Origin of the sequence: Cerasibacillus terrae, from assembly GCF_008039555.1 — a bacterium.
Lineage (GTDB): Bacteria > Bacillota > Bacilli > Bacillales > Amphibacillaceae > Cerasibacillus > Cerasibacillus terrae.
Genome location: NZ_VDUW01000004.1, coordinates 129,913 through 156,100, shown reverse-complemented (window position 1 = coordinate 156,100; position 26,188 = coordinate 129,913). Strand labels below are relative to the sequence as shown.

The 26,188-nt window shown below is 33.7% G+C and carries 22 protein-coding genes and 1 pseudogene; 16 read left to right on the top strand and 7 right to left on the bottom strand.

Annotated elements, in window-relative coordinates; translation table 11 throughout:
* Positions 1-228: 228 nt before the first annotated feature.
* The gene (locus tag FHP05_RS07885) at positions 229-978 is read left to right on the top strand and encodes a GIY-YIG nuclease family protein (protein WP_147666829.1); all 750 of its coding nucleotides are present in this window, start codon (positions 229-231) and stop codon (positions 976-978) included.
* A gap of 68 nt (positions 979-1,046) precedes the next feature.
* On the opposite strand, the gene FHP05_RS15320 is transcribed toward FHP05_RS07885, so the two are convergent.
* Both FHP05_RS15320 and FHP05_RS07880 read right to left on the bottom strand, forming a co-directional pair.
* Entirely contained in the window at positions 1,047-1,208 is a 162-nt protein-coding gene (locus FHP05_RS15320) for a Panacea domain-containing protein (RefSeq protein WP_191126288.1), read from the bottom strand.
* A gap of 169 nt (positions 1,209-1,377) precedes the next feature.
* Positions 1,378-1,539 (bottom strand): annotated as a pseudogene (locus tag FHP05_RS07880) (DUF255 domain-containing protein); the annotation flags it as partial.
* 459 nt (positions 1,540-1,998) lie between these two features.
* Between FHP05_RS07880 and FHP05_RS07875 the strand changes: the two are divergent.
* Positions 1,999-3,276, top strand: coding sequence for a DUF438 domain-containing protein (locus FHP05_RS07875; protein WP_147666827.1), 1,278 nt, complete (start codon positions 1,999-2,001; stop codon positions 3,274-3,276).
* 230 nt (positions 3,277-3,506) lie between these two features.
* Here the strand turns inward: FHP05_RS07875 and opuFB are convergent, their stop codons facing one another.
* A complete protein-coding gene (gene opuFB / locus FHP05_RS07870) occupies positions 3,507-5,021 on the bottom strand; it encodes an osmoprotectant update ABC transporter permease/substrate-binding subunit OpuFB (RefSeq protein WP_147666825.1) in 1,515 nt (504 codons plus the stop codon).
* 2 nt (positions 5,022-5,023) lie between these two features.
* Positions 5,024-5,995 (bottom strand): ABC transporter ATP-binding protein, encoded by a 972-nt coding sequence (locus FHP05_RS07865; protein WP_147666823.1) that lies wholly within the window; start codon positions 5,993-5,995, stop codon positions 5,024-5,026.
* A gap of 397 nt (positions 5,996-6,392) precedes the next feature.
* On the opposite strand from FHP05_RS07865, the gene FHP05_RS07860 reads away from it, so the two are divergent.
* The 8 genes from FHP05_RS07860 (at position 6,393) to FHP05_RS07825 (ending at position 14,868) form a co-directional block, all read left to right on the top strand.
* The gene (locus FHP05_RS07860; protein ID WP_147666821.1) at positions 6,393-6,857 is read left to right on the top strand and encodes a flavodoxin; all 465 of its coding nucleotides are present in this window, start codon (positions 6,393-6,395) and stop codon (positions 6,855-6,857) included.
* 199 nt (positions 6,858-7,056) lie between these two features.
* Entirely contained in the window at positions 7,057-8,400 is a 1,344-nt protein-coding gene (locus tag FHP05_RS07855; protein WP_147666819.1) for a cyclic 2,3-diphosphoglycerate synthase, read from the top strand.
* Between the two features lie 231 nt (positions 8,401-8,631).
* On the top strand, positions 8,632-10,125 hold the full coding sequence (locus tag FHP05_RS07850; RefSeq protein WP_230973961.1) for an ATP-binding protein: 1,494 nt from the start codon (positions 8,632-8,634) through the stop codon (positions 10,123-10,125).
* A 20-nt stretch (positions 10,126-10,145) separates the two neighbouring features.
* Positions 10,146-10,826: a response regulator gene (locus FHP05_RS07845; protein ID WP_147666815.1), complete on the top strand. Its 681-nt coding sequence runs from the start codon at positions 10,146-10,148 to the stop codon at positions 10,824-10,826.
* A gap of 244 nt (positions 10,827-11,070) precedes the next feature.
* Positions 11,071-12,090 (top strand): tripartite tricarboxylate transporter substrate binding protein, encoded by a 1,020-nt coding sequence (locus FHP05_RS07840; RefSeq protein WP_407923426.1) that lies wholly within the window; start codon positions 11,071-11,073, stop codon positions 12,088-12,090.
* A 68-nt stretch (positions 12,091-12,158) separates the two neighbouring features.
* Positions 12,159-12,617: a tripartite tricarboxylate transporter TctB family protein gene (locus FHP05_RS07835; protein ID WP_147666813.1), complete on the top strand. Its 459-nt coding sequence runs from the start codon at positions 12,159-12,161 to the stop codon at positions 12,615-12,617.
* A gap of 12 nt (positions 12,618-12,629) precedes the next feature.
* Positions 12,630-14,129: a tripartite tricarboxylate transporter permease gene (locus FHP05_RS07830; RefSeq protein WP_147666811.1), complete on the top strand. Its 1,500-nt coding sequence runs from the start codon at positions 12,630-12,632 to the stop codon at positions 14,127-14,129.
* 211 nt (positions 14,130-14,340) lie between these two features.
* Positions 14,341-14,868, top strand: a complete 528-nt coding sequence (locus FHP05_RS07825; RefSeq protein ID WP_147666809.1) for a hypothetical protein — start codon at positions 14,341-14,343, stop codon at positions 14,866-14,868.
* A 332-nt stretch (positions 14,869-15,200) separates the two neighbouring features.
* On the opposite strand, the gene FHP05_RS07820 is transcribed toward FHP05_RS07825, so the two are convergent.
* Positions 15,201-15,890: a YwaF family protein gene (locus FHP05_RS07820; protein ID WP_147666807.1), complete on the bottom strand. Its 690-nt coding sequence runs from the start codon at positions 15,888-15,890 to the stop codon at positions 15,201-15,203.
* Positions 15,891-16,501: 611 nt separating this feature from the next.
* A complete protein-coding gene (locus FHP05_RS07815) occupies positions 16,502-16,924 on the bottom strand; it encodes a YmaF family protein (protein ID WP_210766929.1) in 423 nt (140 codons plus the stop codon).
* 347 nt (positions 16,925-17,271) lie between these two features.
* Between FHP05_RS07815 and FHP05_RS07810 the strand changes: the two genes are divergently transcribed.
* From FHP05_RS07810 to FHP05_RS07785, 6 genes are all read left to right on the top strand, one after another.
* A complete protein-coding gene (locus tag FHP05_RS07810; protein ID WP_147666805.1) occupies positions 17,272-18,972 on the top strand; it encodes a methyl-accepting chemotaxis protein in 1,701 nt (566 codons plus the stop codon).
* Between the two features lie 314 nt (positions 18,973-19,286).
* Entirely contained in the window at positions 19,287-20,486 is a 1,200-nt protein-coding gene (locus FHP05_RS07805; RefSeq protein ID WP_147666803.1) for an FAD/NAD(P)-binding oxidoreductase, read from the top strand.
* Positions 20,487-20,518: 32 nt separating this feature from the next.
* Positions 20,519-21,076 (top strand): DUF1641 domain-containing protein, encoded by a 558-nt coding sequence (locus FHP05_RS07800; protein WP_147666801.1) that lies wholly within the window; start codon positions 20,519-20,521, stop codon positions 21,074-21,076.
* A 99-nt stretch (positions 21,077-21,175) separates the two neighbouring features.
* Complete coding sequence (locus FHP05_RS07795; protein WP_147666799.1) at positions 21,176-22,222, top strand: sensor histidine kinase; 1,047 nt, start codon at positions 21,176-21,178, stop codon at positions 22,220-22,222.
* Entirely contained in the window at positions 22,203-22,835 is a 633-nt protein-coding gene (locus FHP05_RS07790) for a response regulator transcription factor (protein ID WP_147666797.1), read from the top strand. The genes FHP05_RS07795 and FHP05_RS07790 overlap by 20 nt, the downstream gene beginning before the upstream one ends.
* A 100-nt stretch (positions 22,836-22,935) precedes the next feature.
* Complete coding sequence (locus tag FHP05_RS07785) at positions 22,936-24,141, top strand: MFS transporter (protein WP_230973960.1); 1,206 nt, start codon at positions 22,936-22,938, stop codon at positions 24,139-24,141.
* Between the two features lie 78 nt (positions 24,142-24,219).
* Here the strand turns inward: FHP05_RS07785 and FHP05_RS07780 are convergent, their stop codons facing one another.
* A complete protein-coding gene (locus tag FHP05_RS07780) occupies positions 24,220-25,866 on the bottom strand; it encodes an SLC13 family permease (RefSeq protein ID WP_147666793.1) in 1,647 nt (548 codons plus the stop codon).
* Between the last annotated feature and the right edge of the window lie 322 nt (positions 25,867-26,188).

Genomic DNA, 26,188 nt, shown 5'->3' with positions numbered 1-26,188 from the left:
CAACATCTGTATCTAGGTTTTCATTAAGTTTAGTAATCGCTGTTATCATAATAGTACAAATTTAATTGTATTATGCGAAGTAACTTATAATCTCCTCTACCTAATTCAATCTTCATCATTCTGCGTAACTTGTCTATAAGTTATTAAGCAATCTCAATGGTCTACTTCAACCATCAATAACATAATAATTTAAGACAAGCACTTATTACTTACGAGGTGAAGCGACCTATGAATAAACAACTGACTAATATGCTTTCCGTGGTAATATTACTTTATTTTATTTACCAAATACTTATAACTGGGCTTAATTCTTTATGGAATTGGTTTCTTGCACTCCTGACTAGTATAGGAATTTGGGTGGAAGAAAACGTTCAAATAGTAATTATAAGTCTCATAGTAGTTACTTTAGTACCTTTCATCTTCAGGACTTTATATATGAAAGAACTGAATCAGAGTCACTCTGATGAAGAATATGAAAATAATGGTCATTCAGTGTTCACCGAAGAGGAAAAACAAAATGCATCTTTTGAACGATGGTATAAAATTCAACAGGATCCAATTTTAGATAGAACAGAAAAAATAATTGATATCATGAATGAAATGCTTAAATCCAACCGACATAAAAAAGAATATGAAGATACCTATAGAAAATTGTTGCATATGAATGGGTTTGGGTATGTTTATTTTGTTAAAGCCCCTGATGGAACGACTAAAATTGGTCTAACTCATCAGGACCCTTTTAAGCGTATTATACAAATTTTTGGGGGAGTTAATACCTCTTATAATATAAAGGTAATTCATCTAGTTCGTACCGATCAACCAGAAAAGGTAGAAAAGGAGTTTCATGAATATTTCTCGGAAAAAAGACATATTAATCCATACAATCCAGCGGAAAAAAGTGAATTCTTTCATCTAGATGAGGATGATTGGAAATGGATTAAACGACAGTTAAATGTCAAAAACATTTATGAAGCATAAAAGAGGCTACATAAATGTTTATTTTTTTTGCTCTGTTATCGTTTGGTGTTGGTTTTTTAAGCGGGAAACTAGAACTCGTTAATAACAAAATCAATTAACTCTATGTCATCATCCGATAAGTTAAATTTACTTTGAACATCTTCATAGGTACTTCCCTTTTGAACACTTTCAATGGCCATATCTAATATATTATCTTCGCTAAATTTACATTTCCTAATTTTTCCATTCATGTCTATACCATCTCCAATTCACCTTATATAAAATCAACAATGAAGGTTTAACAGTGCCATTTTTTTCACGCGCATACAAGTTCGATTTTGCAGAAATTATATTTATATTATAATAGAGGTAAGTGTTTTGGGGATAAAAAATCGGGATGATTATACAAACATGCCATCAATGACAAGTCGAGTAGCCGATAGAGAGGAAGATCGGTTTCTTTTCCTGTTTGGCTTTTTGAAATGCTTCCTCACCCCACGCATACCAATCTACGGGATTATGAGCGTGTTGGAGTAAATATGGGGATTTTTCGTTGATTAATTTATTTTGATTTGTAATCATTTATTAGAACTCCTTTCCACAGTAATCACTTATTACATATATTACCCAAAAATAATAAATAGACACTAGTATGATTATAAAGCCTAACATATGTTAGCGGTCAATAACAAAGAGTAGCTTCCGTGTTTATAGCTTTGGTTTTTGTTTATTATTAGAGACACCCGGGAGAAAGTGTCAATAAAAAGGGAAGTATTTATGATTCCAAGTCTGGCTTTTTAAACGTAAAAGAGTACCGTCATTTGTGATTCGAAGAAAATATCCTGCTGATTAAACGGAATCAATTATAACTAATTTGTGAATCATTCTATAATAGTTTTATACTTTTTGAAAAATCTATTATACTTGATAGTAGGAAATGTTAAAAAAAACCTTTACACCATAAAATTCGTTTGACCTAAGTAAGAACAGTTAATGTCTATATTGTTACTTTGGCATTAAATATCGATATGAGGTGGAAAAATGGCTAATGCACAATTTAATACTAAACTAATTAATATTTTGAAAAATATATTACTTCGTTTACATCATGGTGAATCACCAGAAACAGTTAAAGAGGACTTTAATCAGCATTTTGAAAATGTGAGTGCTGTTGAAATATTGTTGATCGTGCAAGAGTTGATGAGTGGTGACTATGGAATTACGTCTGAGGATGTTACACAGTTATTTAGTGTATATGCTCAATTATATGGTCATTCGATTAATGATTGGGATATTCCTGAAACCCATCATCCAGGTCACCCTGTCCGTATTTTTATCAATGAAAATAGGGAATTTGAATCTGTCCTGAATCGAGTGAATAACCTTTTAGAATCAATTGAAAAGAATCGCCAATACTTACAAGATGAAGGCATGATAGAAAATTTGAAGGAAGAAATGACACTTTTAGGACAATTATATAACCATTATAATCGAAAAGAAAAGCTCTTTTTCCCAATCTTGGAACGTTATGGTCATTATACGTTTGCAAGAATAATGTGGGGAGAAGACGACCGTATCCGTAATTTATATAAGGGTACAAAAAGTATGATGGAGAAAATGTCTGATTTAGAGTTTAAATACATTAAGAAATCTTATGATTTATTTGAACGCAAATTTAAAGATATGATCTTTCAGGAGGAATCATTTCTTTTGCCAATCGCACTGTCCATTTTTAGTGAAGATGATTGGCTAGCTATTGCAAATGAGAGTGATGCATTTGGCTATTGTTTCGTCGAACCGAAAGAAGAATGGATGCCTAAACGGGAGTCATTTGGTGAAGGTAAATCAGCAAATAAGGAAATAGATCAAGCTGCAGAACTTGAAAACAAACATCTACCATTTGGAGGTGGGTACTTAACGATACAAGAAGCCAACCAAATTCTGAACAACTTGCCACTGGAAATAACCTTTGTTGATAAAAACGGTATTTTTAAATACTTCAATGATAAAGTAAAATCTTCTGAGATGATGTTTGTGCGGACACCAATTTCGGTTGGCCGTATTGTAGCAAATTGTCACCCACCTAAAAGTTTGAAGAAGGTAATGCATTTAATCCATAACCTTAAATCAAAGAGGCGTTCCTCTGAAAGTATGTGGTTTAAGAAAAAAGACCAATATGTCCATGTTACTTATAAAGGTGTATTTGATGAGGATGGAGAGTATTTAGGGATTTTGGAATACGTTCAAGATATTCAGCCTTTTTTAGATTTGCCACGTGAAGTAAAAAAAGAACTTAGTGAGCTAGATGAATCGATTTAAACTTAATCAACCGATTCGTTCAACTAACAATCAGTGGGAAGTGAAGAAACCCCACTGATTGAAGTTTCACTTTATATAACGAAAAAACCGAGTTAATAATCAAAAGCATTGATTATTAACTCAGTTTTTAAAAAATGTAATGGTGTAACATATTGACACATCACAGGAAATTGACTTCCTAATTTGATTAAGGTAGAACGTAAAGATAGATACATGAAAATTTTGCTAATCTAATCAATCAGCTGTTCTCTTTCCAAGTAATTCTTCGCTACTTCAAAGGGACTCAATCCTTCCACATTGACCTGGTAATTCATCTCCCGCATTTCATCATCGGTAATTTTCCCTGCTAGTTTATTTAAGGCGGTCTTGATTTCAGGATATTGCTCCACTGTTTCAGCTCGTAGTAAAGGTGCACCTTGATATGGTGGGAATAAGGTTTTATCGTCTTCTAATACAGTAAGATCATACTCTCTTAATTCACTATCTGTAGAATACGCATCAATTAATTCAATATCCCCACTTTCAATGGCACTGTAGCGCAGCTTTGGTTCCATGGTTACAATATGATCAAATTGAATATCATAAAGCTCTTGAATTCCGAGATAACCATCTTCCCGATCAGAAAATTCTAATGTGAAGCCCACTTTAATATCATTTTCTAGTCTTTTTAAATCTGAAATGGTTTCGAGTTGTTGTGTTTCTGCAAATTGACTTGGGACTGCTAGAGTATAGGTGTTATTGTATTCCATTGGTTTTAATAGTTCCATATCAAATTTATCTTTTAGACCTTCTTTTGCTTGTTGGTATACTTCTTCACGGTCTGTACTTTCGGCTGTTTCTTTTAAAAATTCAGCTATAGCTGTTCCAGTAAATTCTGGATAGATGTCAATACTACTTGATTTCAAGGCATTAAACACAAAAGAAGTTTTTCCTAGACCTGGTTTTAATGTGACATCTAAATCTGTCTCATCTTCAATTAGTAATTTATACATATTAATAAGAATTTCCGGTTCAGAACCAAGCTTACCGGCGATAACAATTTCTTTATCTTGATTCATTATCATTGGTGTAATCAGTAAGAAAAAAGCCGAAATAACGATAATACTTAATGTGATAAGCGATTTTTTATAAGACATCTTTTCAAAGCGTTTTAATAAAAAGTCAAAGATAAGTGCTAGGATTGCTGCTGGTATTGCTCCGAGAATGATAAGAGAAGTATTGTTCCGATCAATTCCTAGAAGGATAATATCCCCTAGTCCACCTGCACCAATTAATGCTGCAAGGGTAGCTGTACCGATAATTAAAACCATTGCCGTTCGAATCCCAGCCATAATAACAGGTAAGGCAAGTGGCAATTCTACCTTCATTAATCTTTTTCGTTGATTCATCCCCATTGCTCGGGCCGCTTCAATAAGCGATGGATCCACTTCTTTTATTCCAGTATATGTATTTCTTAGGATTGGTAATAACGCATAAATAACCAATGCAATAATTGCAGGTAATTTTCCTATCCCAAATAAAGGAATGAAAAGGCCTAATAATGCTAAAGAAGGAATTGTTTGTAACACGGCAGTAATCCCGATAATACTGTCTGCAATTTTTTCTTTCTTCGTTAAATAAATACCTAATGGAATCGAGATAATTACAGCAAATAAAAGGGAAATGAAAGAGATTTGAATATGTTCCAGTAGTGCTTGGATAAGCTGGTCTTGTCTGTCTTTGAAAATATCGATAAAATTATTCATCTTTATTTCCCCCCGGTAATCTGATTTCCATCTAATTTATTGGCAAAATATTGGATGATCATCTGACGATTGATTGTCCCCACATATGTTCCATCCTTTTCAATGATTAGTTTTTCCTTCTTCGTTAAATGTTCTAACATATCTTCAAAGGATGTCGAAATAGATATCACATGGGAAGGGGATGGTGGAAGAATCTCTTCTTGTATGGAATCCATCACGTCTTCTAACTTGATTCCTTTCTGTAATCCTGTTTGGTGTGTACCGACAAAACTTTCAACGAATTTATTTGCAGGATTGTCAATTAATTCTTGTGGTGTTCCAATTTGGACAATCTCTCCGTTTTTCATGATACAGATTCGATCAGCCAATTTAAGTGCCTCTTCCATATCGTGTGTCACAAAAACAGTTGTCTTCTTGATGCTATTTTGAATCTCTTTAATATCATCTTGCAATTTCTCACGGCTAATTGGGTCAAGTGCACTAAAAGGCTCGTCCATTAAAACAATTTTCGGATCAGCTGCCAATGCTCGAATCACACCAATCCTCTGTTGTTGTCCACCAGATAATTCCATTGGTTTTCGCTGTAAATATGTATCTGGATCAAGTCCAACCATTTGTAGTAGTTCCATCACATTCTCTTTTGTTTTTTTACGAGCCCATTTTTTTAGCTCAGGGACAATCGAAATATTTTCCTCGATTGTCATATGAGGAAACAAGGCAATCTGCTGCAAGACATACCCAATGTTCCATCGAAGTTCATGAATATTATATTCACTTATCTTTTTATCATTTATAAAAATAGTTCCTTCTGTTAATGGTATCAATCGATTAATCATTTTTAGTAGGGTTGTTTTTCCACTTCCACTTGGTCCTATAATGACAAAGAATTCTCCTTGCTTAATGTCCATATTGACAGAATGAACAGCCTTTGTTCCATCTGGATATTTTTTTGAAACATTTTCAAAACGAATCATTCTATTCCCCCTGATTGTTTATTTATTCTTTATCTTCCATAAAGCCATAGTTTTAGCAATGTATCAAGTGATATGGTTTTAAGTTTTTCATAACTAAAATGGAATGATCACTAATTTTTTACGCAGATTAACTGGCTGTAAGACCTCCACATCAGGAATTCGAGCTCCTTTTAGAATTATAAAAGGAGGATCAGCCGCCAGTAAAAGCCCGATTCGTTCAACTAACAACCATTGGGAAAAAAATCTCCCTGATTGAAGTTTTATATTATAATGTTTGGTTTTCTTGTCACTATTTCTTCACAACTTTTGATAAACCCACTTTAATTAGTTGTTATTGAGAATGGTTATCAGTTAAGATGAATATGAGTGAGATTCGCAAAATAACGGAGGGATTCGTATGAGTCGATTTCTATTGCTCTATGCAAGTTCGACAGGTAATACGGAATTAATGGCCGAGGCGATGGAAGATTATTTGCAAAACCATGGTCATGATGTTGTTGTAAAAACATTTGATTTTGACCAGATAGAAACAGAGGAATTACTAGATTATGATGCTGTGTTCATTGGCACCTATACATGGGATGATGGTGATTTACCTTTCGAAGTAGAAGATTTTTATGATGAATTGGATGATGTGGATTTATCGGGGAAATTGTTCGGTGTCTTTGGATCAGCAGATTCGTTTTATGATACTTATGGTGGAGCAATTGATTTGATGTACGAGCAATTGGAGAGAAGAGGTGCGACACTTCTTTCGGAAAAGCTAAAAGTTGATTTAACACCGAATAAAAAAGACATATTACAATGTGAGGAATTTGCACAACAAATAGTTAATAAAGCTTCTGGAAGAATAGAAGTATGATTTTCGAATATCCATGTAAAGGTAGATAATTAAATGTATATATAAATAGGGAAAGCATGGACCGATTTCTTTAAAAATCGTACATGCTTTTTTGCCATATAATAATGGAGTTAAAAGAATTTCTTTAAAAAACACTTGTATTAATATGCATGATTATGTATAATAATTTACGTAAACTAGATTACTAGGAGTGATTGCAATGGAAAAGAAAAAAATCATTATTATTGGAGCTGCCGGAAGGGATTTCCATAATTTTAATACATATTATCGTAATAAAAAAGAATTTGAGGTTGTTGCTTTTACAGCTGCACAAATTCCAGATATTGATGGACGGAAATATCCAAATGAATTGGCTGGAGAATTATATCCAGAAGGAATTCCAATTTATGCACAGGAACAATTACCAGCATTAATTAAAAAACTCGATGTAGATGAATGTGTATTTGCTTATAGTGATGTTCATTATGAGGAAGTTATGTCTGTGAGTGCCATTGTTAATGCAGCAGGTGCTGACTTTACTTTACTTGGACCGAAAAATACCATGTTAAAAAGTAACAAGCCAGTTATATCAGTTTGTGCTGTAAGAACAGGAACAGGTAAAAGTCAAACCTCACGGAAAATCATTGAAACATTGCTAGAAAAAGGACTAAAGGTAGTGGCAATACGTCACCCAATGCCATATGGTGACCTAGTAGCTCAACGTGTACAACGTTTTGCGACAGTAGATGATTTAAAGAAACATAAGTGTACGATAGAAGAAATGGAAGAATATGAACCACACGTAGAACGTGGAAATATTGTCTATGCAGGTGTAGATTATGAGGATATATTAAAAGAAGCTGAGAATGACCCAGATGGTTGTGATGTGATTCTTTGGGATGGAGGAAACAATGATTTCTCTTTCTATGAACCAGATTTGGCAATTACGGTTTTAGATCCACATCGTCCTGGTCATGAGCTAAAGTATTATCCAGGAGAAGTAAGCTTGCGGACAACAGACGTATCGATTATTAATAAAATCGACAGTGCAGATAAAGAATCCATTCAAATTGTGGAAAATAATATTAAACAAGCTAACCCAGAAAGTACAATTATTAAAGCAGAATCGAAAATTACTGTCGATAATCCAGAAATTGTTAAAAACAAACGTGTATTAGTTGTAGAAGATGGCCCAACATTAACTCATGGAGAAATGAAACTTGGAGCAGGAACGGTTGCAGCAGAACGTTTAGGTGCTAAAGAATTGGTGGATCCACGACCATTTACGGTTGGAACACTAACAGATACCTTTAAAAAATATACACATATTGAAAATGTCCTCCCAGCAATGGGTTACGGGGAACAACAATTAAAGGATCTAGAAGAAACCATTAATAAAATTGATTGTGATGCCGTTATTATCGGAACACCGATTGACTTATCAAGAGTAATTAATATTAACAAACCATGTACACGTGTTCATTATGATTTAGAAGAAGTAGGAAGCCCAGATTTAAAAGGAATTTTGAATGACTTTATGGTGGAGCATAAGCTTGGAAAATAACCGAATTTGAATTTGTTAAAAAACTCCGGAACGTGATTTTTTTGTTTCGGTTTTTTTGATTTTTGCAAACTCTTATATACTAATTCTTGAAAATATCAATTATAATAAAATTACAGATTATAAGGTATTTTTAATGAAGATGAGGGATGAATAATTAAAAAAATTTCTTTAAGAACCAAGATACTTGTATTAATTATAGGATTAATTTTATTTGTTACGATATTATTAACTGTGTTTTATTCGTTAATTGAATCATCAAATACAGAGGATGAAATAGGTGATAAGGCTTTACAATTTGCAACTATGATTTCCTTTATGCCGACAATTAAGGAAGCCTTTGCTACGGAATCTCCTGAAGAAATCATACAACCTATTGCAGAAGAAATTAGAATGATGACAGGTGCTGAATTCGTTGTGATTGGTAATACGAAGAGTATTCGTTACTCTCATCCTACCCCTACAAAAGTTGGTAAAAAAATGATTGGTGGTGATAATGACAAGGCTTTATTAAAAGGCCAATACTATATTTCAAAAGCAACGGGAAGCCTAGGCCCATCATTACGGGGAAAAGCACCAATATTTAATGAAAAAGGAGAAATTATTGGAATTGTTTCCGTTGGTTTTATGATAGATGATGTTAAAACAATTATTTTTAGTCGATTATTAACAATTGGTAAGGTTTCGTTTTTTGTGTTATTAATTGGGGTGATGGGTGGTATTTTACTGGCTAGAGATATAAGAAAAGATATCTTAGGATTGGAACCATATGAAATTGTTTCTTTGTATAGAGATAGAGATGCTATTCTAGCATCCGTTCATGAAGGGATAATTGCAATAGATGAAAAAGGTATGATAACGATGATGAATCAATCAGCTAAATCAATATTAGGAATTACTGAAGATTTTTATTCAAAAGGATTTGACGAGGTATTTCCAGAGTTAGAAGTAACATTAAAACATGATAATTATGGCAGGGTGAATAATCAAGAATTTATTGTTAATCAACGACATGTGATTATTAATGTAACTCCAATTATCGAGAATGACAGTATAGAAGGAGCTGTTATAAGTTTCCGAGATAAAACAGAAATAAAAGAGATGATTCATACATTAGCAGAGGTTAGAAAATATTCGGAGGATCTTAGAGCACAAACTCATGAATATACAAATAAGTTATATGTGTTATCTGGATTATTACAATTAGAAAAATATGATGAAGCAATAGATTTATTACAAATAGAAGCATCATATACAAGTAGTCAAAATAAAATTTTATTTGAACAAATAAAAGACCCCACAGTCCAGGCACTACTATTAGGAAAACTCGCAAAGTCCTCTGAGCTTAAAATAGAATTAATTATTAATCCAAACAGTTACTTAAATAGAATACCAAACACTATAAAGAGAACGAAAGTAATAACAATTATAGGTAACTTACTTGATAATGCTCTAGAAGCAGTGATTCATTTTTCTAAGAAGGAAGTTACATTTTTTGCGATTGATATTGGTGATGATATTATTTTTGAAATTGCAGATAGTGGTCCAGGAATTACAAATTCTGAGATAAGTCAAATATTTAATAGAGGCTATTCTACAAAAAGAGATAAAAATCGAGGTCATGGCTTAGCTTTAGTAAAGGAAACATTAAGTGAATTAAATGGTCAGATTGAGATAAATCATGGTAGTGAGGGTGGAATGATATTCTCCGTATTTATACCAAAATAGATGAAAGCTGGGGGAGTTTAATGGTTCAAATTTTGATTGTTGAAGATGATTATCGAATAGCAAATATACATGAGAAATTTTTAGAAGAAGTGCAAGATATCCATGTAATAGGTAAGGCTTTAAATGGAAAAGAAGCATTAGATATTTTTTCTAAAAAAACAGTTGATTTAATTTTACTAGATTTATATTTACCAGATATGCAGGGAATTGAGCTCATTACAGCATTTAAGAAGGTAAATTCAGATATTGATATTATTGTTATCTCTGCTGCAGTTGAGAAAGACATGATTAAAGATGCTCTAAGAAGTGGTGTTTATTATTTTATGATAAAACCTGCAAAAAAAGATAAGTTTATTCAAGTGATACATCAGTATATTGAGATGAAAAAGCAATTCGATTTAATACCGGTTATCGAACAATCTTTTCTAGATATGTATTTTGGTTTAAGTAATGTTAAAACCGAATGGAATGTGGAGAATACTCCAAAGGGAATTGATCCATTAACTTTAAAAAAAGTTAAAGAAATGATTCAGCAGATGAAAAGAGGAATAACAGCAGAAGAAATGGGAGATAAAGTTGGGGTCTCAAGAACAACGGCAAGACGTTATTTAGAATATTTGATTTCAAAAAAGGAAATTTTTGCGGATTTGGAATATGGCGAAGTAGGGCGTCCAGAGCGTAAATATTTTGTAATCCATTAGATATAATTTAGAAATGATTGATTATAATAAACGCTGCTATGAACATCTTTATAATAGATATTCTATAGATTAAGTTAACTGAATACTCTTTGTTTAAAAAAGATATCATATTAGATGTCTTTTTTTGTGAACAAAATGAACAAAAAGCCCAAAAAACACTTTTTATATTTTATTTTGAAAACGATTACATAAAACAATAATTAGACTATATTGAATAATAACAATAAAAAAAGGGGGAAGTAAATTGAGAAGACATTTATTTTTAACAGTATTAGCTATTTTTCTTTTATTTTTGGGTGCATGTTCCTCAGGAAGTGATAAAGAAACTGCAGGGAAGAAAGAATCAACAGGAGATTGGAAACCGGAAGGACCAATTGAAATCGTAGCACCTGCTGGCGCAGGAGGAGGATGGGATACTACAGCAAGAATGACTGCACAGGTTTTGAATGAAGAAGGAATGATTAAAGAAAACATAGGTGTTGTAAATAAATCAGGAGGTGGCGGAGCAGTGGGCTGGGCTTATGTCGCAGGATTTGAAGGGAATCCACATAAATTATTTGTATCATCACCACCCATTGTTTTAATTCCACTGAATGGTCAATCCGAGTATGGGCATGAGGATTTTACTCCGCTATCTAATTTAATTGCAGATTATGCTGCTTTCGCAGTTCGTGAAGACGCAAAATGGGATAATTTAAATGAATTATTTGAGGATATGAAAAAGGATCCTGAAAGTATCACAGTAGTTGGAGCATCTGCACCGGGTAGTATGGATCATATTCAGTTTGTTCAGATTGCAAAAGCTGCAGGTGTAGATATTAAAAAAATTAAATATGTATCTGACCAAGAAGGTGGGGCACTGACACAATTATTAAATGGAAGTGTGGATGTTTATTCAACCGGTGTTGCAGAGACCGTTGAACAAGTTAAAGCTGGAAAAATTAAGGTACTGGGTGTGACGTCAGAAGAACGATTAGAGGGAGAAGTGTTAGAAGACTTTCCAACTGCTATTGAACAAGGTATTGATGAAACTTTTATCAATTGGAGAGGTTTCTTTGGACCAGCTGATATGGATCCAGCAGCAGTAGATTTTTATGAAAAGAAATTTAAAGAATTAAGTGATTCAGATGCATTTGCGGAAATCCGTGATCAGTTTGGTTGGGATGAGATGTATTTAAATAATGAAGAATACAAACAATTTTTGAATGAACAGAAGAAAGATATTAAATCTTTATTAGATGAGTTAGGTATTTCAGCTAATTAAGTTATATTAGGAAGTCAATGAATATATTCATTGACTTCCCTTTATAAGTGTTAAAGGGGAGTGAGAAGGTGTTTAAAAACATAAATCAGCGTGTAAGTGTTGTCCTGTTAATTATTGCATGCGTATACCTATTTTTATCTTATCAAATTCCACCCTATGCATATACGGAGGTAGAGGCAGATGTTGTACCAAAAACATTAGGATGGCTATTAGTGCTACTTTCGGTTTTCCTGTTTTTTTCAAAGGATACAGAAACAAATGAGCAAAAGGCAAGAAGATCTATTTCAGGAAGTGAAATAGGAGTATTAATTGCTGTTTTTGGTTTTATTCTTGTTTATATTTTATTTTTGGAAAAAGTTGGATTTATGATTATGACAGCATTATTTATCTTTTTTTGTTCTTGGTTTTTAGGTTATAAAAAATATTTTACTAATATGACAGTCTCCATTGTTTTTTCTATATCTATGTATTTTATGTTCGTCAAATTATTAAGAATTAGTTTACCACAAGGCATACTGCCATTCTAGAGGAGGGATATAATGGGATCTATAGATGGAATCGTAACTGGTTTTCAAACCGCATTTAGTATGGAAGGTATTTTATTTGTCATGATAGGGGTTTTGGTTGGGACCTTTATTGGTATGCTCCCTGGATTAGGACCAATTAGTGCAATTGCTGTCATGATACCTGTCACATTTGGAATGGATCCTACAAGTGCTTTAATTATGATGGCAGGTGTATATTATGGTGCAGTATTTGGTGGTTCTACCTCTTCAATCCTTCTAAATGCACCAGGAATATCAGGGACAGTTGCTACAGCATTTGATGGTTATCCAATGGCACAACAAGGTAAGGCTGGTAAAGCTCTGGCTATTGCAGCCATTGCTTCTTTTACAGGAGGAACAGTTAGTGTTATTATGTTAATGCTTTTGGCTCCTGCCTTATCAAGTATAGCTGTTTCTTTTGGCCCTCCTGCATATTTTGCTTTAATGGTTTTAGGATTAACAGCAATATCAAGTTTGTCAGAAGGATCTACCATAAAGGCACTTATTTCTGCTGTTGTTGGATTTATGGTTGTCACTATTGGGATTGATGCACAAACAGGGACACAAAGATTTACTTTTGGTAATCCAAATCTTTTAGAAGGTTTAGATTTCCTAGTTATTGCTTTAGGACTATTTGCATTGGCTGAAGTATGTACATTAGTTTTAAATCGAAAAGATACATCTGTAAAAAATGCTCATAAAATTGGAAGCATAAAATTATCAAAAAAGGATTTACATGAAATGAAAGGACCAATCACAAGACAATCTCTTTTAGGATTTATTCTTGGGGTTTTACCAGGAGCAGGTGCAACGATAGCTTCTTTTATTGCTTATATATCTGAAAAGAGGCTTTCGAAGAATCCTGAGGAATTTGGAAAAGGCTCTATTAAAGGTCTGGCAGCTCCTGAAACAGCAAATAATGCAGCAACAAGTGGAGCATTTGTACCTTTACTTAGTCTAGGTATTCCAGGATCAGGAACAACGGCGGTTCTTCTTGGTGCATTTTTAGTACTGGGTGTACAACCTGGACCATTGTTAATGACAGATAGACCAGAAATATTCTGGGGCATTATCGCTAGTATGTACATTGGAAACATATTTTTACTCATTTTAAATTTACCATTGATTCCTTATATAGCTAAGATATTAAAAATACCGAGACCATTACTTATTTCACTCGTTATCATGTTTAGTATGATAGGTGTTTATGCGATCAGCTTTAATACATTTGATTTGTATATGCTTTTGCTATTTGGTGTTATTGGTTTTTTAATGCGTTTATTTTCTTTTCCAGCACCACCATTTATCCTAGCTTTTATCCTAGGTGGAATGTTAGAACAATCATTTAGACAATCGTTAACAATATCTAATGGAAGTCTAAGTATTTTCATAACAAACCCAATTTCTTTAATGTTATTATTACTTGCTTTACTATCATTTATAATCCCACTTTTACGCCAACTATGGTTGAGAAAAGCAAGAAAAACTAATTAATGGAAAGTCATGGGGAAATTAACAGTAATAATGTTCATTTATTTTCTCCTCAAAACTTAATAGATGTGTCTATCTTAGTGTTTATAGTTACTGTTTGAGGAGAAAATGGAAGAACAACATCATTATATTCCTAGAAATTTATTACTATTAAGTGTACATTTTTTATCCTAATCTGATAAAATAATCATTGAAGGATAAGGGAGGTGAAAAGATGGAAAAGAAAATCGATGCTCTGTTTGAAATGAGTAAAGGTATAGTCACTGAAATAAAAAATGTAAAAACAGAAATGAATACTAGATTTGATGAAATGGGACACCGTTTTGAGGCAATAGACGACCGTTTGGATAAGATGGACGTACGCTTTGACAAGATGGACGACCGTTTGGATAAGATGGATGTACGCTTTGACAAGATGGACGACCGTTTGGATAAGGTGGATGTACGCTTTGACAAGATGGACGACCGTTTGGATAAGGTGGACGTACGCTTTGACAAGATGGACGACCGTTTGGATAAGATGGACAAACGCTTTGACAAGATGGACGTACGCTTTGATAAGATGGACAAACGCTTTGACACACTTGAGTTGAAAGTAGATAATCTTACATCAGAAGCGAGAAGTTACTTTAAACGGTTGGAAGAAAGAACTAATACACATGAATCAGTAATTCAGATTTTATCCTATCAAACAAATGTAAATAGGAGTGAAATTACAAAATTACAAGAAAAGGTAAAATGAACGCTGAATGAAATATTTAAATCTAGAAAACTACCAATCTTAGCTAATAAGTGTTCACTTTTACTTATCGGAAACTGTATACTTCGTTTATCAGTTACAACTCCTATTATATATCTTCTTTTATACCACAAATTAACTAATAAACTTCTTATTACTCATTCTTAATACAAAAGAATGAGTTTTCTTCTTGGATGATGAGCGAAAAAAGCGTACAACCATTACAACATGCAGCATAACCCCATTTAGGTAGGAATATTGATATAAAAGAATAAAAATGTATGCTATGGATTAGTTAATTAACAGCCAATCCATAGCATTTCACATTAAAAATATTATTCTACTCGCCATTTTCTAAATAAAACCCATAAAATAACGAACATCACAAAAGCAACAGCTTCTAAAGAAAAAATATACCATGGGTAAGGGCCTAATACATCTAATAGACTATTAGTAGCTGGTTTGTATGATAGGAACATATAATTTCCTTCAACCATATGATTGATAAAAATTACGAATGGTAATAGGATATTTAGAATTATCATTGTTTTAATTACGCCTTTAAAAGTCGGGACATATCCCTTGATCCACATAAAATAAAAAGCAGTAAGCATGATGCCAATATGTGTAAAGAAAAAATGAAAAAAACGATAATGTGGAAATCCATAATCAAGAACAGGTGTTAATATTGCTTGTAATGCCCCAGCGATTCCGGCAAAAAAGACAAAGTCAAATACATGTTTATTACCTGTCCATAGTAGAATAATGGAAGCTAGTAAAGCAAAACTACATAATTCGATTGGAAGAGAATAAACCAAATCCCATTTTCCATTTAAATAATATAGAATATGATAACCTAATTCTGTTCCAAACAATAAAACGGCAAACATTCGTTCAACATATACTATTTTTTTGGCATGTGACCATCTGCTTTTTGTGAAGTATAATAATATTATTACAAAAATGAATAAGCAAATGGCGACAATATGAGAAGTAGAGTACGTTACAAATGGCGGATTGTTTATATTGGAAACCTCCTATACATCTAATAGCATCTAATAGCTAGAAATTATAAGCAATAGTTTCTAAGTAATGCTTATGAGATAAACTTCACGTGAATACTAATTTTGCGTGATTATTATACCATGATAATATGGGCTGAGGGTAGCTATTTTTTTTCGCAGATTAACTGGCTGTAAGACCTCCACATCAAGAAATCGATATACTCAAGAATTATAAGTGGAGGATCAACAGCCAGTAAAAGCCCGATTTGTTCAACTAACAATCAGTGGGAGATGAAGAGAACTCCCACTGATTGAAGTTTCACTTTATCGCTGATTAACTGGCTGTAAGACCTCCACATCAAGAAATCGATATACTCAAGAATTATAAGTGGAGGATCAACAGCCAGTAAAGGCCCGATTCGTTCAACTAACAATCAGTGGGAGATAAAGAGAACTCCCACTGATTGAAGTTTCACTTTATCCAATGAGGTCGTTTCTTTATGCTGTGATTCTAATATTGATTGTTTTGTAAGTTATTACTTATTTGGAATCTATTACTGACATAAGAGTACATCCTAATATAAGAAAAAAAGAATGGAGAATGAATTCCCATTCTTTTTTTGAAATAAAACCTACTCCTTTGATGCTTCTGTAAAACCTCTGATGATGTGAATATGCCCATCATTTTCTGTCGTTTTAATTTCAACATAATGGGTATGGTATCCGTTTGGTAATGGGATTTTTGGACCTGTGAATGCTTCATATGAATGGATATGTTCATCCATATAGGATGTATTCCCCTCCATTCGATGTACATGCCCATCTGGAGTAGGAATTGGATTGCTCGTTACTCCTGGATGGATATGGGTATGCCCATCTTGACATGTTGTCGCCCCAAAATGGGCATGTGTATGTCCACCGTTATACGGATTCATTGTGTAACGGGATGGATTAGATATTGGAACTCTCCTAAAATCGTGTGCTTGCTCATAGTTGGATGGATGAGCAGAGATATATGGTATTCGAGGGTCTACACCCTGGTAAAGATGATACATCATCATACCTCCTGAAATTTCATTATATATGTCTGGATGATAGTAGCATATGCGAATGATGCATGTTTAGGTGCTAAGAAAATATATAACCATTTTTTAAAAATGAAATTTCCATCGCTGATGATATTTCCTTCCATTTACTTATAAAATTTGATTTTCTTTAGTCAAATCCTACAGCAGGTTAACCTACTACAAATATTTTAGAAAAGAAGGCAATCATCCCTTTACAATTTTAAAAAAATACCGATATTAATAGAGTGTAGAGGCTAGGTTTTAAATCATATGTGATAAATATCACATATTTTGTTGAATGATAAAATCCTATAAGCAGGGAAAGGATGTATCTTATGAAGAAAATATTTGCGTTTAAAAGTATTAAAAGGAAAATATTATTTGGATTTTCCATTGTTATTGCAATGGTTTTAGCGCTTGGAGTATTTAGTTTTGTAGCAATCAATCAACTGAATAAAAATATGGGAGATATTGTTGATCATCATTTGCCATTAATGATTGCGGATGATGAATTGGCTTACGGTATGGTAAATCAAACAGCCTTAGTACGCGGGTATATCTTATTTGATGATGAATTTTTTCGTGAGGAATTTGAGAAGGCAGAGGCTGAAAATACCGACGTAGAAGAAATGGTATTTAAAATGAGTAATTCACCAGAGTTGGAACAGTTAGTTGCTAAAAAGGCGGAATGGAGTAAATTAATCAATGAAGTTTTTCGTGAATATGACCACGGTAATAAAGACCTCGCGTTGAATATTTTACAAGACAAGGCTGCCCCCTTAGCGCGCGAATTAGTTTCTGGATTTAGTGAAATCGCTGATAGTCGAGAAGGAAAAATTAATCATGCGGGACAAAATGTCTTATCTACTGGAAAGTCTCTGATTATAACGACTACGGTTGTTGTTATTTTAGTTCTCGTGATTGGTCAAATTGCAGCATCCATTACATCGCGAATCATTACAAATCCGATTACTACTGTGATGAATCGCTTGAAAGCTATTGCAAATGGTGATTTAAGTCAGCCAGCTTTAGATGTAAAATCGAAAGATGAAGTTGGACAGCTTGTAGAAGCAACAAATGAAATGAATAAGGGAATGAACGATTTATTATTAAAAGTAAGTACAGTTTCAGAAACAGTATCAAGTCATAGTGAAGAATTGACACAAACAGCAAATGAGGTAAAAGCTGGAACAGAACAAGTTGCCATGACGATGGAAGAATTAGCAACAGGTGCAGAAACACAAGCAAATGGTGCAAGTGATTTGGCATCGATTATGGGTGAATTTACGACAAAAGTAAACGAAGCAAACACAAGTGGTGAACAAATAGAAGAACACTCGGAAAAGGTATTACAATTAACAGATCAAGGTTCAGAGTTAATGGAATCCTCCACAGCCCAAATGTCAAAAATTAATCAAATTGTAAAAAATGCAGTTTATAAAATGGAAAATCTTGATAAACAATCTCAGGAAATTACTAAGTTAGTCGCTGTGATTCAAAATGTTGCTGAGCAAACAAATTTATTAGCATTAAATGCGGCGATTGAAGCGGCAAGAGCAGGTGAACATGGAAAAGGTTTTGCAGTTGTTGCAGATGAAGTCCGTAAATTAGCTGAGCAAGTAGCTGCATCAGTTACAGAAATTACAGGATTTGTTACAAATATTCAACATGAGTCCCATAATGTGACACAATCACTAGAGAACGGTTATAAAGAAGTAGAACAAGGTACGATGGAGATCAATACAACAAATAAAACCTTCCAGACCATTCAATCTTCTGTTACGGAAATGGTTGATGCTATTCAGGTAGTATCTAGTAACTTAGGAGATATTGCAGATAATAGTAGAAATATGAATAATTCCATTGAGGAAATTGCCTCCGTTTCTGAAGAAGCCGCAGCGGGTGTGGAACAAACATCTGCCTCCGCTCAGCAGTCAAGTAGTTCGATGGAAGAAGTTGCTTCAAGTTCTGAACATCTTGCTAAATTGGCAGAAGAACTACATTTGTTGGTGGAACAATTTAAATTAGGAAAGTAAAACATGAAAGAATATCTATTGCATGGTTACAATAGATATTCTTTTTTATTGCAGGTTAACTGGCTGTAAGATTCCCATTGATGGAAGTTTCACTTTATCCTTTAAATGAATCTTCTCGAGTAATTTTGACAGCTTTCTAACAATGATAGTTCTGGACATGATATTGTTAAAACCATCGTAAAACGTATATATATCAAGAAATAAATTATAAAAAAGTAAAAATGAGGGTTTCACCGTATATGAAACCGGTTAAATAAAAGATAGGATAAAGAAGTAGTGATAATTAGACAACTCACAAGAGGGGAGAAATAGATATGGCTCAAGAGATTCAAACAAAAATTGTTGTTGTTGGTGCAGGAACTGCTGGTTTAACTGTTGCAGCACAATTATTAAGAAAAGCTCCTTATTTACATGGGGATGTAACAATTATTGATCCATCAGAAAATCATTATTACCAACCATTTTTTACATTAGTAGGTGGAGGAGACGCAACATTAGAAGAAAGTGTTCGTAAGCAAGAGACATTAATTCCAGACGGGGCAGAATGGTTGCAAGAGGCAGTAACAACGTTTTCACCAGATGAAAATAAAGTAACAACAAATAAAGGTACCGTTTTAACATATGAATATCTTGTTGTTGCAGCAGGTATTCAATTAAATTGGCATTTAGTAAAAGGATTAAAAGAAACACTGGGTAAAAACGGTGTTTGTAGTAACTACTCCGAAGACTATGTAGAAAGTACATGGGAAGCTATTCGCACACTTAAAGGTGGAAAAGCAATTTTTACTCAACCAAGTTCACCAGTAAAATGTGCTGGAGCTCCGCAAAAAATCATGTATTTAGCAGATGAATACTTCAGAAAATCAGGTGTTCGTCATAAAACAAATATCGAATTTATTTCCGGAATGGATGATTTATTCCCGGTTAAACGGTATTATCCGGCTTTAAAACAGTTGGTTAAAGATAAAGGTATTGATGAAACATATTTCATGGACTTAGTTGAAATCGATGGACCGAATAAGAAAGCAACATTTAAACATGTGAATAAAGATGAAACAATTACCCGCGATTTTGACATGATTCACGTAACACCTCCAATGGGACCACCACAATTTATTGCGGACAGTCCAATTGCAGATGAAGCAGGCTGGGTTGATTTAGACATGTATACACTCCGCCATAATAAATATGATAATATCTTTGGAGCTGGTGACTGCACAAGCTTACCAACTTCGCGAACAGGTGCAGCGGTTCGTAAACAAGCACCAGTTATGGTAGATAACTTAATTGCCATCATGAACGGAAAAGAATTGAAAGCAAAATATGATGGTTATTCCTCATGTCCAGTTGTTACAGGGTATGATACCGTTATGTTAGCAGAATTTGTATACGGATATGAAGCAGAAGAGTCTTTCCCATTTGACCAACGTAAAAGAAGAAAAAGTATGTTCCTTATGAAAAAACATATGCTACCAATGATGTATTGGAACGGTATGATTAAAGGTACAATGTAAGTTTGAAAACTGGAGAAAGAGAGGCGAATGAAATGAGCACAATTGGCCCAGAAGTGTCCAATGTACTAAAAGAACTTGAAAATGAAGAAAAAGCGCAGTCACTTCACTATCTTGTTGATAAACTTCCTGAGTTTGTATCATCTGTAAAAGTAGTGGAAGATAAATTAAATTTTATAGTAGATGCACTAAGTGATCAAAAGTCTTTACAAATGATTGCTGAAGATACAGAGCGTAAAATTGAACAATTGCATATCCATCAAGAACATGTTGATGCGATGCTAGAATTAGTGCATACCTTACCAAGCCTTGTTCCGGTGGTTAAGAAAATGGAGAATTTAATGTTGTTTGCTGAAGATGTTTGGGGCGACGAGAAAACATTTGATGCCATTGTAAAAGGTGTAAATGATGTCATTCCAATTAAAAAAGGTGCAGAAATTATTGAAGAAACAAATGAACATTTTAAGGCAAATGAAGATATGGCACCAGTGTCAGTATTTGGTTTACTTCGTTTATTAAAAGATCCAGCCATTCAACATGGATTAAAGTATTTGCAATCTTTTCTTTATGTTATGAATAAGCATGCGAAATAATTTTTACAACTTAGCGGGGAAGCAGTGTACGTAACACTTGCTATCCTCGCTTTTTTCTTAGATAGTAAGTGTAGGATGTTGTAAAAGTGAGGGATTATAATGAACGAGGAATTAGACCAAATTTTTTCAGATAAACTTTTTCATTACATTAAAGATGGTATTATCGTGATGAATGCTTCCAGGAAAATTGTCAAAGCAAACCGGGCTGCAAATCGTTTAATTGGCTGGGGGATTGGAGAACATGTCCCATATTGTTCCTATTGTGAACAAAGGGAAGTGAAACCAGGAGAGGAACGTTGTTACTTAATGGCAAACAAAGGAGAAATTCCTTATTTTTCTTCAGAGATGCCAACTTTTGGTGAGTATCTTTTAGATGTCGAGATGAGTAATGTCATGATTTACCACGACGAAAAAGCAAATGAAAAGTACTATTTACTTGTTTTGCGTGACCAAACATTGAAGAAGAAAGAAGAAGAAGCACGGATTTCGAAAAAAATGATCCATAAGTTAACAGAGGCAAAAGAGGCAGAGCATAAGCGATTGTCCCAAGAGTTACATGATGGAGTAGGTCAATCACTGTTCAGTATTTCTATTGCAATGGATAATATAATGGCACATATAAATGATGTAACCCTTCATGATTATATTGATGATGTACGCCAAGAATTAGGACAGGTAATGGGAGATGTGAAATATTACTCACAAGCGCTTCGACCAAAAAGTTTGGACCAACTAGGTTTAATTGCAACAGTGGACTCTTTGATAAAGTCGATGAAGACACAACTTCCTAATACGACTTGTCATTTCCATCATAATTTTGATGAGCGCCTACATCCAATGATTGAGATAAATGTTTATCGTGTGATACAAGAAGCATTACATAATATGATGAAATATGCCCAAGCTAAACAAGTTTCAATTATTTTGGAAAAAAATAATGACACACTTTATGTACAGATTATGGATGATGGAGTTGGCTTTAATATAAAAGAAAAGAAATCTGGATTAGGGTTAATGCATATGAAAGAGCGTATTTCACAATTAAAAGGGACAACAAAAATTGAATCCTCCCCTGGAAAAGGTGCTAAAATAAAACTCGAAATCCCATTAGAGGAGAATGAATCAGATGAATATATTAATCGTTGATGATCATGTTTTAATCCGCCGTGGTATCCGTTTTCTATTAGAGGAGCTTGATTATGTAGACAATATCCTGGAAACAGACAATGGCTCAGATGCAATCCGTATAGCAGTTAAACATCAACCTGATATCGTATTAATGGATTTATCTATGCCAGATGGTTTAGACGGTTTTACTGCTTCTAAAAATATTCTAGCTTCTACAGACAATTCGAAGGTAATCGTCCTTACCATGCATGATGAAGAAGTATATGTAAAAAAAGCAATAGAATGTAATATATCAGGTTACTTATTGAAAAATAGTGAATCAAATGAAATAAAAAAGGCAATTGAGGCTGTCTCACAAGGAAAGTATTTCTATCGTACAACCATTCCAAAAGAACAACTACAGCAAATGATGGATAAGAAAGCAGCTAAATCAATATTAACGCAACGAGAACAAGAAGTGGTTCGCCTCGTTTCACTTGGCTATACGAACATACAAATTGGAGAACACTTAAATATAAGTCCACGAACTGTTGAACGCCACAAAGCGAATATGATGCAAAAACTTCACCTGAAAGAGCAACATGAACTTGTCCAATTTGCGTTAAAAAATAAATATGTTGATTTAATATGAAATTGTTAATCAAGGTCAGGGAGATGTAAGTAAGATATTCATATGCACTCTATTATGATATATTATATAAAAGGTATTTTATTAAAATGGATGTGATATGTTGGAATCGGATTCTCCTTATACGATACATGACATTGATTTTTGGAAAATTTCTTTAAGTTTAGCGTTAGCATCATTTTTTGTGTTTGCTTCTATATATGCTATTCAACCATTGTTACCGGTATTTGTTGCCGATTATGGAATTTCAGTTTCAGCTTCAAGTTTATTACTTTCTTTAACAATTATTGGCTTAATCATTGGCTTAATTATCCTTGGTTTTTTATCAGATCGGTTAGGGCGTACTATCTTTATCAAACTTTCCCTGATTGGAACAGTCATTCCATTTTTAATGATTCCACTTTTCGAGTCATATTATTTATTTATTATTCTACGCTTTTTACAAGGTTTCGCTTCAGCAGGATTACTAGCTTCTGCTTTAGCATATCTTAATGAAGAAATGGACCGAAGAAGTGTTGGTGTTGCGACAGGATTATATATATCAAGTAATGCATTAGGAGGAATGGCAGGGCGTGTGGTGACTGGCTATTTGACTGATCACTACTCGTGGCCTACAGCTTTTTATGTGCTAGGATTGGCTGGAGTATTCATTTTCTTTATTGTTCTTTTTCTATTACCCAAATCACGATATTTTAAACCAAGTGAATTACCATTTCGAAAGGACTTAATTGGATTTGGCCATCATTTAAAAACACCAAGTTTATTAGTTGTTTTTGGATTAGGTATCATTTTACAATTTTCTTTTACAGGTGTATGGACGTATTTACCTTTTTATTTAGAAGGACCTCCGTTTGAATTATCGTTAAAAACGATTTCTTATATGTTTTTTGCATACGGAATTGGAATTATTGCCTCACCAATTGCGGGTTGGATGGTCGGTCATTTGAAGTTGACACCGATGCGCGTTGCTGGAGTACTCGTTTTATCAAGTGGTGTATTTATTACACTCAGTTCCTCCATTATAATGATTGTTATCGGCTTGTGTGTTCTTTGTCTAGGCTTTTTCATTGCTCATTCATTGACAGCAACAACGGTTAGTGAACAAGCAACACATCATAAAGGAAGTGCTGCAAGCCTATACCTTGTTTCGTATTATATTGGAGTTGCGTTTGGTAGTACATTACTTAGTCCAATTTGGAGTTCGTTTGGTTGGAGTGGTCTTGTTCTTGTAGCAGGTTTTGTACCACTCATTTATATTATATTTGCTCAGTTGATGTCACGAAAAATGAGGACAATTCGCGCAAGATAATTATGAAGTGATGTAAAGATAGTTTTTATAAGAATATGAAAAAGCTTGGAGGTATTTTCTCCAAGCTTTTTTGGATGTTTATTTCCATCCATCTGGAATAGTTGTAAAATCAATACCCCAGATGAGAGGTAATAGAAAATAGACGGCAATTGTAACGAGTATAATGCCAACAATATTTAATAGAAATCCAGTTTTAACCATATCAGGAATACGTAAATAACCTGAACCAAAGACAACCGCATTTGGTGGTGTTGCAACTGGAAGCATAAAGGCGCATGATGCTGCAACAGAAGCTGCCACCATAAATGCAAATGGATGTGCACCTAAAGCAATACCTAGGGCTGCCATAATTGGAAACATCATGTTGGCAGTTGCTGTGTTTGATGTGATCTCTGTTAAGAAAATGACCAGTGTAGAAACAAGAAGAATCACAATGAGAATATTAACTCCTTCAAGTGCTTGTAATTGCATACCAATCCATGTAGAAAGACCTGATTCAGAGAAACCAGCGGCAATTGCAAGTCCACCACCGAACAACAGTAAGATTCCCCAAGGTAATTTCACTGCACTATTCCAGTCTAGTAAGAAATCTCCTTTTTTATTTTTTGATGGTATGATAAATAGAATAATAGCTGCCATCATTGCAATAATTTCATCACTAATATTTGGTATAAATTTAACTAGTATAAATGAACGTGTAATCCATGCTAGGGCAGTTAATAAAAATACAATAAAAACTGCTTTTTCTTCATAGGAAGGTTTCCCTAGTTTTTCTTTTTCCTTTGTAATAATCTCTTGTCCACCTGGAAGTTGTTTCACTTTAAGTGGATAAGCAATCTTCACGAGGTAAATCCAAGTTAAAAATATGAAAATAACAGCAATTGGAACTCCGAACAACATCCATGTTGCAAATGATAATTCAAATCCATACATTTCTTTTACGACACCAGCTAATGCCGCATTTGGTGGTGTTCCGATTAATGTTGCAATTCCACCAATGGAAGCAGAGTAGGCAATACTTAACATTAAAGCTTTCCCAAAACCAAAGTTTTCTTTTGATGTATCGATGGTTGGGTCATCCTTTAATGCATCTGACACTTGATAGATGATAGCAAGACCAATAGGAACCATCATCATCGCTGTAGCAGTATTCGAAATCCACATGGATAAAAATCCAGTTGCTACCATAAATCCAAGTACAATACGGTCTGTATTCGTTCCAATTACGGAAATAATACTTAGGGCAATTCGACGATGTAAATTCCATTTTTCCATTGCTAATGCTACCATAAATCCACCCATAAATAGGAAAATAGTTCCACTTCCGTAAGAAGAAGTAGTTGCCCCAATTTCTAAACCACCTGTAAGCGGAAACAAAATTATGGGTAAAAGAGATGTAGCAGGGATTGGAATAGCTTCTGTCATCCACCATACAGCAATCCATAATGTACTTGCTAAAACAGCAAGTCCTTCCTTCGACAAGTCTTCTGGTGAGAAAAATAATAAAGTTAGAATAAATAATAAAGGTCCGAGAATTAAGCCAATTAATTGTATTGGTTTATATGAGCGATTGTTATTACCATTATTGTCTTTACGGATTGGATCAATGGATTTACCTGTTGCCATTGATGTTGCTGTTGCTTTTTTTGGTTTTACAAAAAAATGAAACATATCTTTCGTTTGATCATGTTTTTCCCATAACCAATTCCAAGTAGCTGTTAGCATATTGTATCCTCCTTATAAAGTTGTACTATAACAGTATATCATAAAAAATAAATAGTATGTCATATTATACGATATAATGTCGAAAAAATAAATATATTTTATTCAAATAATTTGAAAAAAATTCATAAATTAATGTTTTTATTACAAAATTGATTTATATTATATTTGAGAAATCTAACAAAATATGATAATAGGAAATGAGAGTACAAACATGTCGGAATAATATATATGATTATTGGCAGCATCTCTTACAGTCAATGTAATAGGTGCTTCTTTTTTATGGCCATTAAGTACAATTTACCCGTAAATTAACAGGCTGTAA

What these genes read in the sequence shown, in the direction of transcription:
- FHP05_RS07885 (WP_147666829.1), top strand. Translation starts at nt 229, where the DNA reads ATGAATAAACAACTGACTAATATGCTTTCCGTGGTAATATTACTTTAT.
- FHP05_RS15320 (WP_191126288.1), bottom strand. Translation starts at nt 1,208, where the DNA reads ATGAATGGAAAAATTAGGAAATGTAAATTTAGCGAAGATAATATATTA.
- FHP05_RS07875 (WP_147666827.1), top strand. Translation starts at nt 1,999, where the DNA reads ATGGCTAATGCACAATTTAATACTAAACTAATTAATATTTTGAAAAAT.
- opuFB (WP_147666825.1), bottom strand. Translation starts at nt 5,021, where the DNA reads ATGAATAATTTTATCGATATTTTCAAAGACAGACAAGACCAGCTTATC.
- FHP05_RS07865 (WP_147666823.1), bottom strand. Translation starts at nt 5,995, where the DNA reads ATGATTCGTTTTGAAAATGTTTCAAAAAAATATCCAGATGGAACAAAG.
- FHP05_RS07860 (WP_147666821.1), top strand. Translation starts at nt 6,393, where the DNA reads ATGAGTCGATTTCTATTGCTCTATGCAAGTTCGACAGGTAATACGGAA.
- FHP05_RS07855 (WP_147666819.1), top strand. Translation starts at nt 7,057, where the DNA reads ATGGAAAAGAAAAAAATCATTATTATTGGAGCTGCCGGAAGGGATTTC.
- FHP05_RS07845 (WP_147666815.1), top strand. Translation starts at nt 10,146, where the DNA reads ATGGTTCAAATTTTGATTGTTGAAGATGATTATCGAATAGCAAATATA.
- FHP05_RS07830 (WP_147666811.1), top strand. Translation starts at nt 12,630, where the DNA reads ATGGGATCTATAGATGGAATCGTAACTGGTTTTCAAACCGCATTTAGT.
- FHP05_RS07825 (WP_147666809.1), top strand. Translation starts at nt 14,341, where the DNA reads ATGGAAAAGAAAATCGATGCTCTGTTTGAAATGAGTAAAGGTATAGTC.
- FHP05_RS07815 (WP_210766929.1), bottom strand. Translation starts at nt 16,924, where the DNA reads ATGTATCATCTTTACCAGGGTGTAGACCCTCGAATACCATATATCTCT.
- FHP05_RS07810 (WP_147666805.1), top strand. Translation starts at nt 17,272, where the DNA reads ATGAAGAAAATATTTGCGTTTAAAAGTATTAAAAGGAAAATATTATTT.
- FHP05_RS07805 (WP_147666803.1), top strand. Translation starts at nt 19,287, where the DNA reads ATGGCTCAAGAGATTCAAACAAAAATTGTTGTTGTTGGTGCAGGAACT.
- FHP05_RS07800 (WP_147666801.1), top strand. Translation starts at nt 20,519, where the DNA reads ATGAGCACAATTGGCCCAGAAGTGTCCAATGTACTAAAAGAACTTGAA.
- FHP05_RS07795 (WP_147666799.1), top strand. Translation starts at nt 21,176, where the DNA reads ATGAACGAGGAATTAGACCAAATTTTTTCAGATAAACTTTTTCATTAC.
- FHP05_RS07790 (WP_147666797.1), top strand. Translation starts at nt 22,203, where the DNA reads ATGAATATATTAATCGTTGATGATCATGTTTTAATCCGCCGTGGTATC.
- FHP05_RS07780 (WP_147666793.1), bottom strand. Translation starts at nt 25,866, where the DNA reads ATGCTAACAGCTACTTGGAATTGGTTATGGGAAAAACATGATCAAACG.